This is a genomic window from Staphylococcus piscifermentans (assembly GCF_900186985.1).
In the GTDB taxonomy this organism is placed as follows: domain Bacteria; phylum Bacillota; class Bacilli; order Staphylococcales; family Staphylococcaceae; genus Staphylococcus; species Staphylococcus piscifermentans.
This window is the reverse complement of record NZ_LT906447.1, coordinates 1,773,170-1,790,313: the sequence shown is the minus strand read 5'-3', so window position 1 is coordinate 1,790,313 and position 17,144 is coordinate 1,773,170. Positions and strand designations below refer to the sequence as shown.

Sequence of the window (17,144 nt, the reverse complement as noted above, 5' to 3'; positions counted from 1 at the left end):
TAAGGAGGTCACTTGGTATGGCATTTGAAGGATTGTCCGATCGTTTACAAGCGACCATGCAAAAAATCCGAGGTAAAGGAAAAGTGACTGAAGCGGATATTAAAGCAATGATGCGTGAAGTGCGTCTTGCATTGTTAGAAGCGGACGTTAACTTTAAGGTCGTTAAATCTTTTATCAAAACGGTTTCTGAACGTGCTTTAGGTTCAGATGTAATGCAATCTTTGACACCTGGCCAACAGGTTATCAAAATTGTCCAAGATGAATTAACAGAATTAATGGGTGGCGAGAATTCCACTATTAATATGGCAAACAAACCGCCGACTGTAGTTATGATGGTTGGTTTGCAAGGTGCAGGTAAAACAACAACTGCTGGCAAACTTGCACTCTTAATGCGTAAGAAATATAATAAAAAACCATTGCTTGTTGCTGCCGATATCTATCGTCCAGCCGCAATCGACCAATTGGAAACAGTAGGTAAACAACTGAACCTACCTGTATATAGCGAAGGCGACCAAGTTAAACCGCAACAAATCGTCGAAAACGCTTTGAAATATGCGAAAGAAGAACATTTAGACTTTGTCATCATTGATACAGCCGGACGTCTGCACATTGATGAAACATTGATGAATGAGTTGACTGATGTTAAAGAGATTTCCAAACCTGACGAAATTATGTTGGTAGTCGATGCGATGACAGGTCAAGATGCAGTGAATGTAGCGCAGTCATTTGATGATCAATTAGATGTAACAGGTGTGACATTAACTAAACTTGATGGCGATACACGTGGTGGTGCTGCACTATCTATCCGCTCTGTAACTGAAAAACCTATTAAATTTGTAGGTATGAGCGAAAAAATGGATGGGCTCGAAGTATTCCATCCCGAACGTATGGCTTCTCGTATCTTAGGTATGGGCGACGTGCTCAGCTTAATTGAAAAAGCTCAACAAGATGTCGATGAATCTAAAGCTAAAGATTTAGAGAAAAAAATGCGTACGTCTTCACTTACCTTAGATGATTTCTTAGAACAATTGGATCAAGTGAAGAACTTAGGTCCATTGGATGAAATCATGAAAATGATTCCTGGCATGAACAAAATGAAAGGAATGGATAAGCTGAATATGAGCGACAAACAAATCGATCATATCAAAGCGATTATCCAATCCATGACATTGGCAGAACGTGAACGTCCAGAAATCTTAAATGTGTCACGCAAGAAACGAATTGCGAAAGGTTCAGGACGCTCATTGCAAGAAGTGAACCGTTTAATGAAACAATTTAATGATATGAAGAAAATGATGAAACAATTCTCTGGCGGCGGCAAAGGCAAAAAAGGCAAACGCAGTCAGATGGAAAATATGTTAAAAGGTATGAACTTACCGTTTTAATTATAAGGGGTGGAACAAATTATCGTTCCATCCCTTGTTTTGAGTTGAATAACGTGGAGATTTTAGACGTTATATTACAGAATTGAGTGAATTTTAAATGGTAAAGAAAAAACTCTTTACAAACCTCAAGCTAACTGTTATTATTATTCCTTGTAGAAAAGAAAACAAAGATTTAAAGGAGAGAATTAAAACATGGCAGTTAAAATTCGTTTAACACGTTTAGGTTCAAAAAGAAATCCATTCTACCGTATCGTAGTAGCAGACGCACGTGCTCCACGTGATGGTCGTATTATCGAACAAATCGGTACTTACAATCCAGTAGACAACTCTGGTGAAAACAAAGTAACAATCGACGAAGAATTAGCACTTAAATGGTTGAAAGACGGTGCGAAACCAACTGATACAGTTCACAATATCTTATCAAGAGAAGGTATTTTGAAAACTTTCGAAGAACAACGTCATTCTAAGTAATAAGTTGCTTTAGACTCATAACCCTGAGACAATATACTTGTTTCAGGGTTTATTGTTAGGTATTAAAGATTTTTTACACAAACAGAGACCGTAATGGAGGCAAGTAATATGAAAGTTGAAGTCGGTAAAATTGTGAATACGCATGGAATTAAAGGCGAAGTCAGAATTAAATCGCAATCAGATTTCACGGATGTACGCTTTCAGCCAGGCGAAATCTTAAATGTTAAGCATGATGGTAAAGAAATTGAGCTTGTTGTAGCATCTCATCGTATGCATAAAGGATTTCATATGCTGACTTTTGAAGGCATTAATAATATCAATGATATTGAACATCTTAAAGGTGATGTGTTAACTCAAGAACGTGACCATGCGGACATCGAGTTAGACGAACACGAATTTTATTATTCAGATATTATCGGCTGTACTGTCTTCGAAGGTGACACACCTATCGGCCGCGTAAAAGAAATATTTGAAACCGGCGCCAATGATGTATGGGTCGTTCAAGGCGATAAGGAATATTTGATTCCTTATATTGCTGACGTGGTGAAAGAAGTAGACGTTGAAGGACGACGTATTCAGATTACGCCATTGGAAGGAATGTTAGATTAAAATGAAAATTGATTATTTAACACTGTTTCCGGAAATGTTTGATGGGGTGTTGAATCATTCTATTTTGAAGCGGGCTCAAGATAAAGATATCATTCAAGTCAATACGGTAAACTTCCGTGACTATTCAATTAATAAACATAATCAAGTAGATGATTATCCATTCGGCGGCGGTCAAGGAATGGTATTGAAACCAGAACCTGTCTTTAATGCAATGAAAGATCTTGAGACAAATGAAACGACGCGCGTTATTTTAATGTGTCCTCAAGGAAAACCTTTTTCGCAAGAGATTGCACAAGATTTAAGTTCCGCAGAACATATCGTCTTTATTTGCGGTCATTATGAAGGTTATGATGAACGTATCCGCGAGCATTTAGTGACAGACGAAATTTCTATAGGAGATTATGTCTTGACTGGCGGTGAATTGCCAGCTATGACGATGACGGACGCAATTGTACGCTTGATTCCAGGGGTACTCGGCAATGAACAGTCGCATCAAGATGATTCCTTTTCAGATGGATTATTAGAATTTCCGCAATATACCAGACCACGTGAATTTGAAGGAATGAAAGTTCCGGATATCCTGCTCTCAGGTAATCATGCGAAGATTGATGCATGGCGCCATGAGCAGAAATTAATCCGCACATTTGTCAAAAGACCAGATTTATTAGCAAAGTACCCACTTACTTCAGAAGATGAAAAAGTACTAGAAAACTACAAAAAGCAATTGAAAACGAAATAGCAGTGTGCTAATATAGTTGAAGTGTGCTAAGCACGAAAAATCACTATGATCCGCTGCTATTTAGTTGTCAAGGCAAGAACATAGGTTAGAGGAGAGAATAAATAATGAGTAATCACAAATTAATTGAAGCAGTAACTAAATCACAATTACGCACAGACTTACCGACTTTCCGTTCTGGTGACACAGTACGTGTACACGTACGTATCGTCGAAGGTTCACGTGAACGTATCCAAGTATTCGAAGGTGTTGTAATTAAACGTCACGGTGGCGGAATTTCAGAAACTTTCACTGTACGTAAGATTTCTTCAGGTGTTGGTGTGGAACGTACATTCCCATTACACACTCCAAAAATTGAAAAAATCGAAGTGAAACGTCGCGGTAAAGTTAGACGTGCTAAACTTTACTACTTACGTAATTTACGTGGTAAAGCTGCTAGAATTAAAGAAATTCGCTAATTTTAGACAGATAGACATACGAGATGTAAAGGTTGTTCCTACAAAGGAGCAGCCTTTTTTTGTTATCTCGTAAAAGTGATTTTGTAAAAAAGATTGAACAAATAGCTGGTTTAAAGTATTATATTATAAACAAATAAAGTTGTTGACGTTCTAAAAAGGTGGAAAGTTTTTTATACAGGTATGAATTTTAAGAACATCAAGGAGTTGTGGACATCATGAATAAGAAAATAGTATATTTCGTTATCGGCTCGCTGATACTAGCAGTAGTTGTTGCAATAGCTATTGTGCGTAATGAGCTGACAGACAGAGTAAATCCGTTCTTGGATATGGAAGATGCTTATGCGCAAGTCGAAAAAGGCACACAGAATTATGAAAATGTAGAGGCTTATAAAAAAGACGGAGAACGTTTGCCGTATAAGTTAGATTTCAATGGATTTGATCCTGATAAGGAATATGTCATTATTAGACACAAAGGAAAATATGTAAAAGAAATTCATTATATCAACAAGTTGCCATTTGAATAAAAATGAAAATTTTAGTGGGTCGTTCGGTCTAATTAATTAATAAATTAAATATGCTAGAAGGAGTAGGACAAATGATGTCTTGCTCCTTTTTGTGTTTGAATACGCAGTATTGTTATAAAAAGTTGATAGTTGTATAACTAAAAGACATTGAATATTCAAACTTCCGTAATATTATTATATTTACAATACAAAAATGTAACAATACGTGCGAAAAAGACTTTGCAATTTATAAGAACTCTTGTGAAACATTACACAATAACATTTGGAAGCCGAGAATATTATATTTTATATGCAAATAACACATATATCCATGTAACAAATTCTTGCAATTTATAACTAAATATTAAATGTTAATAAGTATAGCATTATATACAGTTGTGCAACGCCATAATATAATATTAATAGCTTTAAAATATCTATATTGGAGGACACCAAATGAAAAAGTTGGATTTTTTACCTAACTTAAAGAATAAGTATTCTATTAGGAAGTTTACTGTCGGTACTGCTTCTATTTTAATAGGATCTCTTTTATTTTTAGGTCATGATGGAGATGCGCAAGCCGCGGAGGATACAAGTAACGATAGTGTGGCTGAAGTATCTGCAGATAACACTGAAACCCAACAATCATCGCAAGAGATTGAAAAAGTGACACCCGAAACTACTCCACAAGACATAAGTGAAGACAAAGTCGAAAGTCCGTTGGAGAAAGATAAATCACAAGAAGCTTCACAAGTAGTAAATCAACCAAAAAGTGATGAAGAAGCAAATAGTTCTGCTAAAGAAACAGAGGAAGCTGCTTCTAAAGAACTATCTTCAGATAAAAAAGACGAAGTACAATCTTCAAATAACACTAAAGTTCAACAAGAACAATCAGTTTCTAAAGAAAAGGTTCAACCAGAAACTGAATCTAAGCCTAAAGAAGATACAACTGTAACTGAGAAAAAAGCAACTGAATCATCACAACCTGTACAGAAATCAGAAACAGCTCAATTTGTGTCTCAAGAGAATAAAGTTATTGAACCTGTAATAAGTAATAAAACTGAAACTATAACTACTGAACAAAAGGTAGAAAAAGTAAAAACAGAATTAGGTTCTGAGCATGAAGAAGCTGCAATCAATGAAGCATTAGGAAAAATTGATGCGGAAAACTTAAGCAGCGAACAAATTAAAGCTGAAATTTTAAAATTATTAGTTAAGCAAGGATCAGCACAAAGAGATTTATACAGCCCTCAAGCTACTTTGAATAATTCAGAAGAAAATGGACCTAAGTATGCTGTGCGCGCATTTCAAGTAGATACGAGCGCTAAAGACCAAGTAGTGGTTACAAAAGATAATTTTAATGATTATTTCTGGACAGTAGATAATGCTTCGTATGACGAAAAAACTGGTATTGCTACGTTAACACCAGATGAGTCATCTAAAAAAGGTTCAGTTTCTCTAGATACTAAATTGAATGTAAATAAGGATTTTCATTTTAGCGGAGCAGTAAATTTAGGTGATAAAGGTGAAGGTCATCCTAAAAATGGATTATCAGGTGGAGATGGTATCGCCTTTGTTTTTAATCCTGGAAATACACACGAATTAGGTCTTTATGGATCTGCACTAGGAATCGGCGGACTAAAATATGCTTTCGGATTTAAATTAGATACGTATGTAAATAATTCTCCAAAGGCTGCTGAAAAGGCTGGACCAGATCCTAAAATATTTGATACTAAGGGCGCATTCGGTGCATTTGTATGGACAGATGCTAGCAGCAAAGCTATTACGTCGACAGGAACAGGAACTGGGAAAGCAGCATTACTTAATGCGCAACCTGAAGACAATAAATTCAGACCTTTCACTATTGATTATGATGGTGATACTAAAGATATGACTGTCACATATGCTGGGCAAACTTGGAAACAAAATATGCAAAGTTATATTAACTATTCCCATAAGGATGTATTTGCTCTATCAATTAGTGCATCTACTGGAGGGGCACATAACTTACAACAAGTTAGAATTGATAAATTCACATATACTGCTTCAGCTTTATTAGAAGAAGATTATGTGGATCAAGATACTCAAGAATTGATTGGTACTCCTTTACGTACATCTGGAGATATCGATGAAGTCATTACACTTATAGAGCGTCCTGATTATTTAACTGAAAAAGGCTATAAGTTAGTAAGTAAGGATACGAGATTAGCACCTGATTACACTGCAGCTAACAATTCTGTAAAGCTTACTAATGCAAGTCAATTTATCGTATATACTGTGAAAGATATTGAAGCACCTAAAATTGGTGATATTGCTAATGTTAGCAGTAATGTGAGTGAACCAATTAACCCGATTAAACTTAATATTACTGATAATAGCGGCCATTTCAAATCTAAAACGGTAACCGGCTTACCAGAAGGCTTAACTTTTAATGAAACAACGAATGAAATTACTGGTACACCTACGAAAATAGGTTCATCTACAGTTACTGTGACTGCCACAGATAATGCAAATTTAAGTACAACTAAAACGTTTACTTATACAGTTGCTGATGCAGTGGCACCAGAAATTACAGCAGTAGAGAATAAAACATCAGAAGCGTATACGCCGATTACACCTATCACTTTAAATGCGACAGATAATTCCGGTGCAGTACCAACTCTCGAAGTGACAGGCTTACCAGCAGGTTTATCTTACGATGATAAAACTAAACAAATAACTGGTACACCTACAGCAGTAGGTCAATCAGAGGTAACAATCAAAGCAACTGATGCTTCTAATAACTCAAGTACAACAAAATTCAATTTTACAGTTGAAGCTAATAAAGCGTTAGAAGCGTTGAAACAAGCAGTTCAAGAAGCTAAAGGTTTAGATAAGACGCCTTATACTTCTGATAGTGTACAAGCATTAAATAATAAAGTTAATGAAGGCGATCAACTCATTTCGCACCCCGAAAATGGTTCAAATGATTTATTTAAACAAAAAACTGATGAAATTAATCAGGCTAAAGCACAATTGTCGACTGAAGCAGATAAAACTGAATTAATCAAAGCAATTGAAAAAGCGGCTACACTTGGCCAACTCAATGATGCAGATAAAGAAGATAAAGCAGTCAAAGATAAATTGGCAGTTGCAAATGAAGTTAAAACAAATAAAAATGCGACTAAAGATCAAGTGGATACAGCTACTAATGATTTAAATACTGCTATCAATGATAAACTTTATCACGATGCGTTAGATCGTTTAAATGCAGCTATTAATGATGCTAAGACAGTAAATCAATCTGAATATAAACCGAGCACAGTTGCACCATTTAGTAAGGCACTTACAGATGGAGAAGCAAAAGCAACTGATAAAACAGCTACACCAGACCAATTAGATAAAGCTGCGAAAGCCATCACTGATGCGAAAGCTCAATTGCAACGTGCAGCGGATAAACAAGCTTTAGAAGCAGCAATCAACAAAGCGAAAGCATTAGGTACGCTTAATGAGGCAGATAAAGAAGATAAAGGCGTTAAAGATGCTTTAACAAGCGGTGAAACAGTTAAGAATAATAATGATGCATCACAACAACAAGTTGCAGATGCAACCAAAGCACTTAATGACGCGATTGAAGCTAAAGAACATGCAGATGCTTTAGATGCATTGAAAGCTAAATTAGCAGAAGTAGCTGGCTTAGATAAAGCAACTTATACACCAAATACTGTAACACCGTTAAATGAAAAAGAAACAGCGGGCAAAGCAGTAGTTGCAGCAGAAAAATCTAAAACTACTGATGAAATTAAAGCAGCGACAGAAGCCTTAACAAATGCTCAAAACGCCTTAGTGAAAAAAGCGAATAAAACAGAATTAGAGAAAGCTATCACAAAAGCAGAAGGGTTTACTCAACTTAATCCGCAAAAACCTATGGACAAACAGCTTCAAGATACTTTAACAGCTGCCAAAGCAGTTGACGCAGATGATAATGCAACGCAACAAGCAACAGATACTAATAAAGATCAGTTAAATAAAGCAATTCTTGAGAAAGAAAGAGCAGATGCTTATGAGCGTTTACAAGCAGCAGTAGCTAAAGGGGCTCAAGTTGCAAGTTCAGAAGGATTTACACCTGACAGTGTTCAAAAGGTCAAAGATGTGATTCAAGAAGTGAATCCATTAGTTATGGCTTCAATGTCAGATGATCCTGCAGAGAAAGATAAATATGACGTGGCAGCAATCGATGCAGCTACTAAAAAAATCAACGATAGTGTTGACAGCTTAGTGAAAAAAGCTGATAAAACCGAATTGCAGAAAGCTATAGATAGAGCGGGTACTTTAGGTACGTTAGAAGCAGCTGACAAAGAAGATAAAGCTGTTCAAGATAAATTAACTGCAGCAAATCAAGTAAAAGACAATGGTAATGTTACACCGCAGGAAGTTGCAAACGCAACTAATGACTTAAATAAAGCGATTGATCAAAAATTATATCAAGATGCTTTAGATGAATTAAATGCAGCTATTAAAGATGGAGAAGGTCTAGATAAAACAGCTTATACGCCAGACAGCGTTACACCTTTTGAAGCATCACTCACTGCTGGTAAAACGAAAGCAGCTGATAAAAATGCAACACCTGATCAATTGAAAGCAGCAACTCAAGCGATTAAAGATGCGAAAGATGCTTTAAAACAAAAAGCGAATAAAGATGAACTCAATAATTCCATTACTGCAGCCGAAGCTTTACAACCGCTTCAACCAGGAAATCCTCTAGATGATGCAGTTAAAAACGCATTAGATAAAGCGAAAGCAGTCCAAGGTAACCAAAATGTTGATCAACCAGCTGTAGATGCAGCTAAGACTGAATTAGATAATGCAGTGAACGCTAAAAAAGCACAAGATGCAAAAGACGCAGCAGCTAAACAAGCAGCACTTGATGAATTGAAAGCAGAACTTGCTAAAGTTGCTAAAATTGATAAAAACAACTTTACGCCTGATACTGTGACACCTTTAACTGAAAAAGAAACTGCTGGGCAAGCTATTGTAGACGCGCCTCAAGATAAAACAGTTGATGAAATTAAAGCAGCGACTAAAGCATTACAAGATGCCGAAAAAGCTTTACAAGCAAAATCTGATAAAGCAGCATTACAAGCCGCAATTGATAAAGCAGAAGCTATCAAAGACTTGAATCCTGCAGACGTTGAAGATAAAGCTGTACAAGATAAGTTAGCTGAGGCTAAAGCAGTTAAGAACAACGACAACGCTTCTCAACAAGCAGTTCAAGATGCAACTAAAGCTTTAAATGATGCAGTTGCAGCCAAAGAACATGCAGATGCTTTAGACGCTCTAAAAGCAGAACTTAAAAAAGTAGAAGGATTAAATAAAGATACTTATACACCTGATAGTGTGACTCCTTTAACTGAAAAAGAAACTGAAGGCAAAGCGATTGTTGCAGCAGCAGATACAAAATCAACAGATGAAATCAAGAAAGCAACAGACGCCTTAAAAGCAGCAGAAGCTGGATTAGTCAATAAAGCAAATAAAGACGAATTACAAAAAGCGATTGATAAAGCAGATGCATTAAAAGATTTAGATGCAGCGGATAAAGAAGACAAAGCGGTACAGGATAAGTTAGCAGAAGCTAAAAATGTCAAAGGAAATGACAATGCGACACCTGAACAAGTGCAAGCAGCAACACAAGAATTGAATGATGCAGTTGCAGCGAAAGAGCGTCAAGATGCTTTAGATGAATTACAGAAAGCAATCGATGCAGCAAAAGCCATAAATAAAGATGATTACACACCAAATTCAGTGACACCATTAGATGCAGCTGTTAAAGCTGGTGAAACTGCTAAAGCAGATACAGCTAAAACTCCAGCAGAATTGAAAGAAGCTGCTAAAGCAATTAAAGATGCACAAGATGCTTTACAAGCGAAAGCAAACAAAGATGGTTTGAATAATTCAATCCAAACAGCAGAAGGTTTACAACCATTAGTAGCTGGCGACGCTGAAGATGATGCAGTAAAAGCAGCATTAGAAAAGGCGAAAACAGTTCAAGCTAACCAAAATGCCGACCAACCGACAGTAGATGCAGCTAAGGCTGAATTGGATAACGCAATTAAAGCGAAACAAGATCAAGATGCTAAAGAGAAGGCTGATGCGGCGAAAGCAAAAGAAGATGCTTTGAAAGAATTACAAGCAGAACTTGAGAAAGTAGCTAAGATTGATAAAAATAAATATACTCCTGACTCAGTTACACCATTGACTGAAAAGCAGACAGCAGGCCAAGCAATCGTAGACGCTCCAGATGCGAAAACAACTGAGGAAATCAAAGCAGCTACTCAAGCGTTGAAAGATGCTGAAAAAGCTTTACAACCTAAATCAGATAAAGCAGCTTTAGAAGCGGCAATCGATAAAGCAATCGCTCTAGGTGATTTAGATGAAAATGATAAAGAAGATAAAGCAGTAAAAGATGCATTAACAGCAGGTCAAGTTGTGGACGGTGACGGTAATGCAACACCTGAACAAGTTCAAAACGCAACTAAAGCGTTGAATGATGCATTAGAGGAAAAAGAACGTCAAGATGCATTGGATGAACTTCAAAAAGCACTTGATGACGCTGCTAAAGTGAAACAAGAAGATTACAAACCTAATACGGTAACACCATTTGACGCTGCTATTAAAGCAGGAGAAACAGCTAAAGCAGATGCAGCTAAAACTCCAGAAGAGTTGAAAGCAGCAGCGAAAGCAATTAAAGACGCACAAGCCGCTTTACAAGCGAAAGCCGATAAAGAAGGTTTGAACAACTCTATTACTGCGGCAGAAGCTTTACAACCTTTGAAAGCTGGGGATGCTGAGGACGATGCAGTGAAAGCAGCATTAGAGAAAGCTAAAGAAGTTCAAGCTGATCAAAATACAGATCAAGCGACTGTAGACGCAGCAAAAGCAGCCTTAGATAATGCGGTTAATGCTAAAAAAGCAGCTGATGCAAAAGAAGCGGCAGAAGCGGCTGATGCAGCTAAGGCTAAACAAGACGCATTAGACGCATTGAAAGCAGAACTTGCGAAAGTCGAAAAACTTAACAAGGATGATTTCACACCTAATACGGTTAATCCTTTAAATGAAAAAGAAACAGCAGGTAAAGATATTGTTGCAAATTCCGATGATAAAACTGCTGATGAGATTAAAGCAGCAACAGATGCGCTAAAAGCAGCAGAGACTGGATTAGTTAATAAAGCAAATAAAGAAGAATTACAAAAAGCAATTGACAAAGCGGAAGCTTTGAAAGACTTGAATCCTGCGGATACTGAAGACAAAGCAGTACAAGATAAGTTAGCAGAAGCGCAAACTGTCAAAGCAAACGACAATGCAACACCTGAACAAGTTCAAGCAGCAACAAACGCATTGAATGATGCATTAGCAGCAAAAGAACGTCAAGACGCATTGGATGAATTACAGAAAGCACTTGATGCAGCGAATGCTGTAAACAAAGATGCATATACACCAAACTCAGTGGCACCATTAGACGCAGCAGTCCAAGCTGGCGCAACTGCTAAAGCGGATGCAGCTAAGACTCCGGAAGAGTTGAAAGCAGCAGCGAAAGCAATTAATGATGCCAAAGATGCATTGCAAGCAAAAGCTGACAAAGCGGAACTTGACAAAGCAGTTACAACAGCCGAAGGTTTAGGCAACTTAGATCCTGCAGATGCAGAAGATAAAGCTGTGAAAGATGCATTGGATAAAGCGAAAGAAGTGCAAGCTGATCAAAATGCAGATCAACCGACAGTTGATGCAGCGAAAGATGCATTAAACCAAGCAATCGATGCTAAGAAAGCAGCCGATGCTAAAGAGAAAGCAGATGCGACTAAGGCTAAACAAGACGCATTAGACGCTTTAAAAGCAGAACTTGAAAAAGTCGAAAAACTGAACAAAGATGAGTTCACTCCAAATTCTGTTACACCTTTAAATGAAAAAGAAACTGCAGGTAAAGCAGTAGTAGCGGATGCAGACAACAAATCTATCGATGAAATCAAAGAAGCGACACAAGCATTGAAAGACGCAGAAGATGGACTTGTAAAACGTGCAGATAAAGGTGACTTAGAAAAAGCTATTGATAAAGCAGAGGCTTTAGGAGAGTTAGATACAACTGATACTGAGGACAAAGCAGTTCAAGATGCTATTACAGCAGGTCAAACAGTGAAAGATAACGCAGATGCAACTTCTGAACAAGTAGCTAAAGCAACAAAAGATATCAACGATGCAGTTGCAGTGAAAGAATATCAAGACGCTTTAGATGAATTGAATAGAGCACTCGACGCAGCAAATGCAGTAGCTAAAGATAAATTCACACCTGAAACTGTAAGTCCTTTAGAAGACGCTGTAAAAGATGGAGAAACGCTTAAAAATGATACAACTAAACGTCCTGAAGAATTGAAAGACGCAGCTTTAGAAATTCAAGAAGCTATCAAAGCGTTACATGCGAAGGCAGATAAAGAAGGTTTGAATAACTCAATCCAAACAGCAGAAGGCTTAGGCAACTTAGATCCTGCAGATGCAGAAGATAAAGCTGTGAAAGATGCATTGGATAAAGCGAAAGAAGTACAAGCTGATCAAAATGCAAATCAAACAGCTGTAGATAAGGCTAAAGAAGACTTAGATAATGTTATCAAAGCTAAGCAAGATCAAGACGCTAAAGAGAAAGCTGATGCAGCGAAAGCCAAACAAGATGCCTTGGATGCGTTAAAAGCTGAACTTGCAAAAGTTAAAGCATTAGATAAAGATACATTTACTCCTGATACTGTTGCACCGTTGAATGAAAAAGAAACAGCTGGTGATGCAGTAGTAGCGAATGCAGATAACAAATCTATCGATGAAATCAAAGAAGCGACACAAGCATTGAAAGACGCAGAAGATGCACTAGTAAAACGTGCAGATAAAGGTGACTTAGAAAAAGCAATCGAGAAAGCGAATGCTCTAGGTCAACTAGATGCTGCAGATGCAGAAGATAAAGCTGTACAAGATGCTATTGCAACAGGTCAAGCAGTGAAAGATAATGCAAATGCAACTCCTGAACAAGTAGCGAAAGCGACTAAAGATATCAACGATGCAGTTGCAGCGAAAGAACGTCAAGATGCTTTAGAGGAATTAAATAAAGCAATCGATGCAGCTCAAAAAGTTGAAAAAGCGGATTACACTGCACAATCTGTAGAACCATTAGAAAAAGCAAAAGAAGCAGGACAAAAACTTGCAGTAGATAACCAAGCTACACCTGAGCAATTGAAAGACGCAGCAAAACTTATCAATGATGCAATCAATCAACTAGTTCCTGATAAAGCAGAATTAGCAAAACAAATTGAAGCAGCTAAAGCATTTGAACCATTGAATGACACAGCAACTGATCAATTATTGAAACATGCATTAGATGCAGCAGTTGCCGTTCAAAATAATCCAAATGCTACGCCTCAAGAAATTAAAGAAGCGACATGGAATCTTGAAGATGAAATCGCAAATAAAATTGCAGCTGACGCGATTGAAGCATTGAAAAATGCAGTCAATAAAGCGAACGCACTTAAAGAAGAAAATTATACTCCAAACAGTTATGCGCCATTAAAAACGGCGACTACTGAAAGTCAAAGTATTTTAGATGATCCATCTTCAGCAGATGTTCCAACAACACTTGCTAAGGCAAAAGAGATTAATCAATTGATTGACGCATTGAAAGAAAAAGCTGATAAAACAGCTCTTGAACAAGCATTAGATAAAGCAGTTGCTTTTGAGAATTTAGATGATAAAGATGCTGAAGACAAAGCAGTCCACGATGCTTTACTGGCTGGTCAAGAAGTTGAAGGAGATTTAAATGCGACTCCGGAAGAAGTTCAAAAAGCTACAGAAAACTTAAATAATGCACTTGCAGCGAAAGAACATGCAGATGCTTTAGATGAATTACAGAAAGCAATCGACGCAGCCAATGCAGTAGCTAAAGATAGCTTCACACCAAACAGTGTGAAACCATTAGAAGACGCTGTAAAAGCTGGTGAAACTACAAAAGCAGATGCTGCTAATAAGACACCGGAAGAGTTGAAAGAAGCTGCGAAAGCTATTAATGATGCTAAAGCAGCGTTACAAGCTAAAGCAGATAAAGACGGATTGAATAATTCTATTCAAACAGCGGAAGGTTTAGGTAACTTAGAACCAACAGATGCAGAAGACAAAGCTGTAAAAGACGCATTAGATAAAGCTAAAGCAGTTCAAGCTGACCAAAATGCAGACCAAGCAGCAGTAGATACAGCTAAGACTGAACTGGATAATGCAATCAAAGCGAAACAAGATCAAGATGCGAAGGACAAAGCCGATGCAGCTAAGGCAAAACAAGATGCATTGGATGAGTTGAAAGCAGAACTTGAAAAAGTAGCTAAAATCAACAAAGACAACTTTACACCTGCAAGCGTAACTCCTTTAACTAATAAAGAAGATGAAGGTAAAGCGATTGTTGCTGCACCGGATACTAAGTCGACAGAAGAAATCAAAGCGACAACTCAAGCATTGAAAGATGCTGAAAAAGCTTTACAAGCTAAATCAGATAAAGCAGCATTACAAGCAGCAATTGATAAAGCGGTTGCCTTGAAAGATTTAGATGCAGCGGATAAAGAAGACAAAGCTGTACAAGATAAATTAGCAGAAGCGCAAACAGTTAAGTCGAATGATAATGCGACTCAAGAACAAGTTCAAGCAGCTACACAAGCATTGAATGATGCTTTAGCAGCAAAAGAACATGCAGACGCTTTAGATGAATTAAATAAAGCACTCGACGCAGCCAATGCAGTAGTTAAAGATAATTTCACACCAGATAGTGTAAAACCTTTAGAAGAGGCTGTTAAAGCTGGCGAAACTGTAAAAGCAGACGCTGCTAATAAGACTCCAGAAGAGTTGAAAGAAGCTGCGAAAGCTATTAATGATGCTAAAGATGCATTACAAGCGAAAGCAGATAAAGACGGATTGAATAATTCAATTCAAACAGCAGAAGGATTAGGTAATTTAGACTCTGAGGATGCTGAAGACAAAGTTGTGAAAGATGCATTGGATAAAGCCAAAGAAGTTCAAGCTGACCAAAATGCAGACCAAACAGCAGTAGATAAAGCTAAAGCCGAATTGGATAAAGCAATCAAAGCTAAGCAAGATCAAGACGCCAAAGAAAAAGTAGATGCAGCTAAGGCAAAACAAGATGCATTAGACGCGTTGAAAGCTGAACTTGCGAAAGTTGAAAAACTCGACAAAGATGAGTTTGCTCCGAACACTGTAGCTCCTTTAACTGAAAAAGAAACTGCAGGTAAAGCAATTGTCGATGCACCGACTGGCAAAACAGTTGAAGAAATCAACCGAGCAACACAAGCTGTGAAAGATGCGTTAGCAGGTTTACAAGCGAAAGCGGACAAAGCAGAACTTGGTAAATCAATCGAGAAAGCCGAAAACATCAATTCATTCGATCCGGGAGATGCAGAAGATGCAGCAGTATTGGAAGCATTATCGAATGCTAAGGAAGTAGAAGCTGATGCGAATGCAACGCAAACAGAAGTAGATGCAGCGAAAGATGCATTGAATAAAGCAATCCAAGCGAAAGCGGACCAAGATAAAGCAGATCAAGCCCAAGCAAATGCTATTAACACTGCGTTAGAAGCATTGAAAGCAGAGCTTGAAAAAGCGAAAGCTGTCAATAAAGACAACTACACACCAAACAGTGTGAAACCATTGACTGAAGCAGCCAATGCAGGTCAAGCAATTGTCGATGCACCGACTGGCAAAACAGTTGAAGAGATCAACCAAACAACACAAGCTGTGAAAGATGCGTTAGCAGGTTTACAAGCGAAAGCGGACAAAGCAGAACTTGGTAAATCAATCGAGAAAGCCGAAAACATCAATTCATTCGATCCGGGAGATGCAGAAGATGCAGCAGTATTGGAAGCATTATCGAATGCTAAGGAAGTAGAAGCTGATGCGAATGCGACACAATCAGAAGTAGATGCAGCAAAAGATGCATTGAATAAAGCAATCCAAGCGAAAGCGGATCAAGATAAAGCAGATCAAGCCCAAGCAGATGCTATTAACACTGCGTTAGATGCTTTAAAAGCAGAACTTGAAAAAGCGAAAGCTGTCAATAAAGATAACTACACACCAAACAGTGTGAAACCGTTGACTGAAGCAGCAAATGCGGGTCAAGCAATTGTCAATGTATCGACTGGCAAAACAGTTGAAGAGATCAACCAAGCAACACAAGCTGTGAAAGAAGCATTAGCAGGCTTACAAGCTAAGGCGGACAAAGCAGAACTTGAGAAAGCAATCGAGAAAGCTGAAAACATTAATTCATACGATCCAGGAGATGCGGAAGACGCAGCAGTATTGGAAGCATTATCCAACGCGAAAGAAACAGAAGCTGATGCGAATGCGACACAATCAGAAGTAGATGCAGCGAAAGATGCATTGAACAAAGCAATCCAAGCGAAAGCGGATCAAGATAAAGCAGACGCATTAGCAGAATTACAAAAAGCTTTAGACAAAGCGAAAGCAAAAGATAAAACTCACTGTACACCAGAATCAGTGAAAAACTTGGATGACGCAATTAATAAAGGTCAAGAAGTTGTTAAACATTCAAATGAGGTATCTATCAATGATATTAAAGATGCAGAAAAAGCTATCCAAGATGGATTGAAAGATTTAGAAGTTGATAAAGCACCTGTTTCAGAAAAAGATATTGAAAATGTGAAACGACCAATTGTTAAAGCTATTGAAAAAACTTCTGATAAAATTAATAAAAAATCAGAAGGTTCAAAAGCCGAAACTAAAGCAAAATCAAAAGAATTACCTAAAACCGGCCTAGAATCACCAGTAGACCCTAAATATGCTACATTAATGTTTGCAATTGGCGGGTTAATGACGTTATTCGGCAGACGTAAAAAAGAAGATAAAGATAACACAGAAAAGTAAATAAAATTCTTTTTAAACGTTAATTATTCAAAGA

7 protein-coding genes are annotated in these 17,144 nt (G+C 37.6%); all 7 read left to right on the top strand.

Features of this window, described 5'->3' with window-relative positions; all coding sequences use genetic code 11:
- Positions 1-17: 17 nt before the first annotated feature.
- A complete protein-coding gene (gene ffh, locus CKV71_RS08275; RefSeq protein WP_095105693.1) occupies positions 18-1,385 on the top strand; it encodes a signal recognition particle protein in 1,368 nt (455 codons plus the stop codon).
- Positions 1,386-1,577: 192 nt separating this feature from the next.
- The gene (rpsP, locus tag CKV71_RS08270) at positions 1,578-1,856 is read left to right on the top strand and encodes a 30S ribosomal protein S16 (RefSeq protein WP_095105688.1); all 279 of its coding nucleotides are present in this window, start codon (positions 1,578-1,580) and stop codon (positions 1,854-1,856) included.
- A gap of 108 nt (positions 1,857-1,964) precedes the next feature.
- Positions 1,965-2,465 (top strand): ribosome maturation factor RimM, encoded by a 501-nt coding sequence (gene rimM / locus CKV71_RS08265; RefSeq protein ID WP_095105684.1) that lies wholly within the window; start codon positions 1,965-1,967, stop codon positions 2,463-2,465.
- Position 2,466: 1 nt separating this feature from the next.
- A complete protein-coding gene (trmD, locus tag CKV71_RS08260) occupies positions 2,467-3,204 on the top strand; it encodes a tRNA (guanosine(37)-N1)-methyltransferase TrmD (protein ID WP_095105680.1) in 738 nt (245 codons plus the stop codon).
- Between the two features lie 104 nt (positions 3,205-3,308).
- Entirely contained in the window at positions 3,309-3,659 is a 351-nt protein-coding gene (gene rplS / locus CKV71_RS08255; RefSeq protein ID WP_095105678.1) for a 50S ribosomal protein L19, read from the top strand.
- A gap of 215 nt (positions 3,660-3,874) precedes the next feature.
- Positions 3,875-4,183 (top strand): YxeA family protein, encoded by a 309-nt coding sequence (locus tag CKV71_RS08250; RefSeq protein WP_095105676.1) that lies wholly within the window; start codon positions 3,875-3,877, stop codon positions 4,181-4,183.
- 435 nt (positions 4,184-4,618) lie between these two features.
- Positions 4,619-17,110: a lectin-like domain-containing protein gene (locus CKV71_RS08245; protein ID WP_095105674.1), complete on the top strand. Its 12,492-nt coding sequence runs from the start codon at positions 4,619-4,621 to the stop codon at positions 17,108-17,110.
- Positions 17,111-17,144 lie beyond the last annotated feature (34 nt).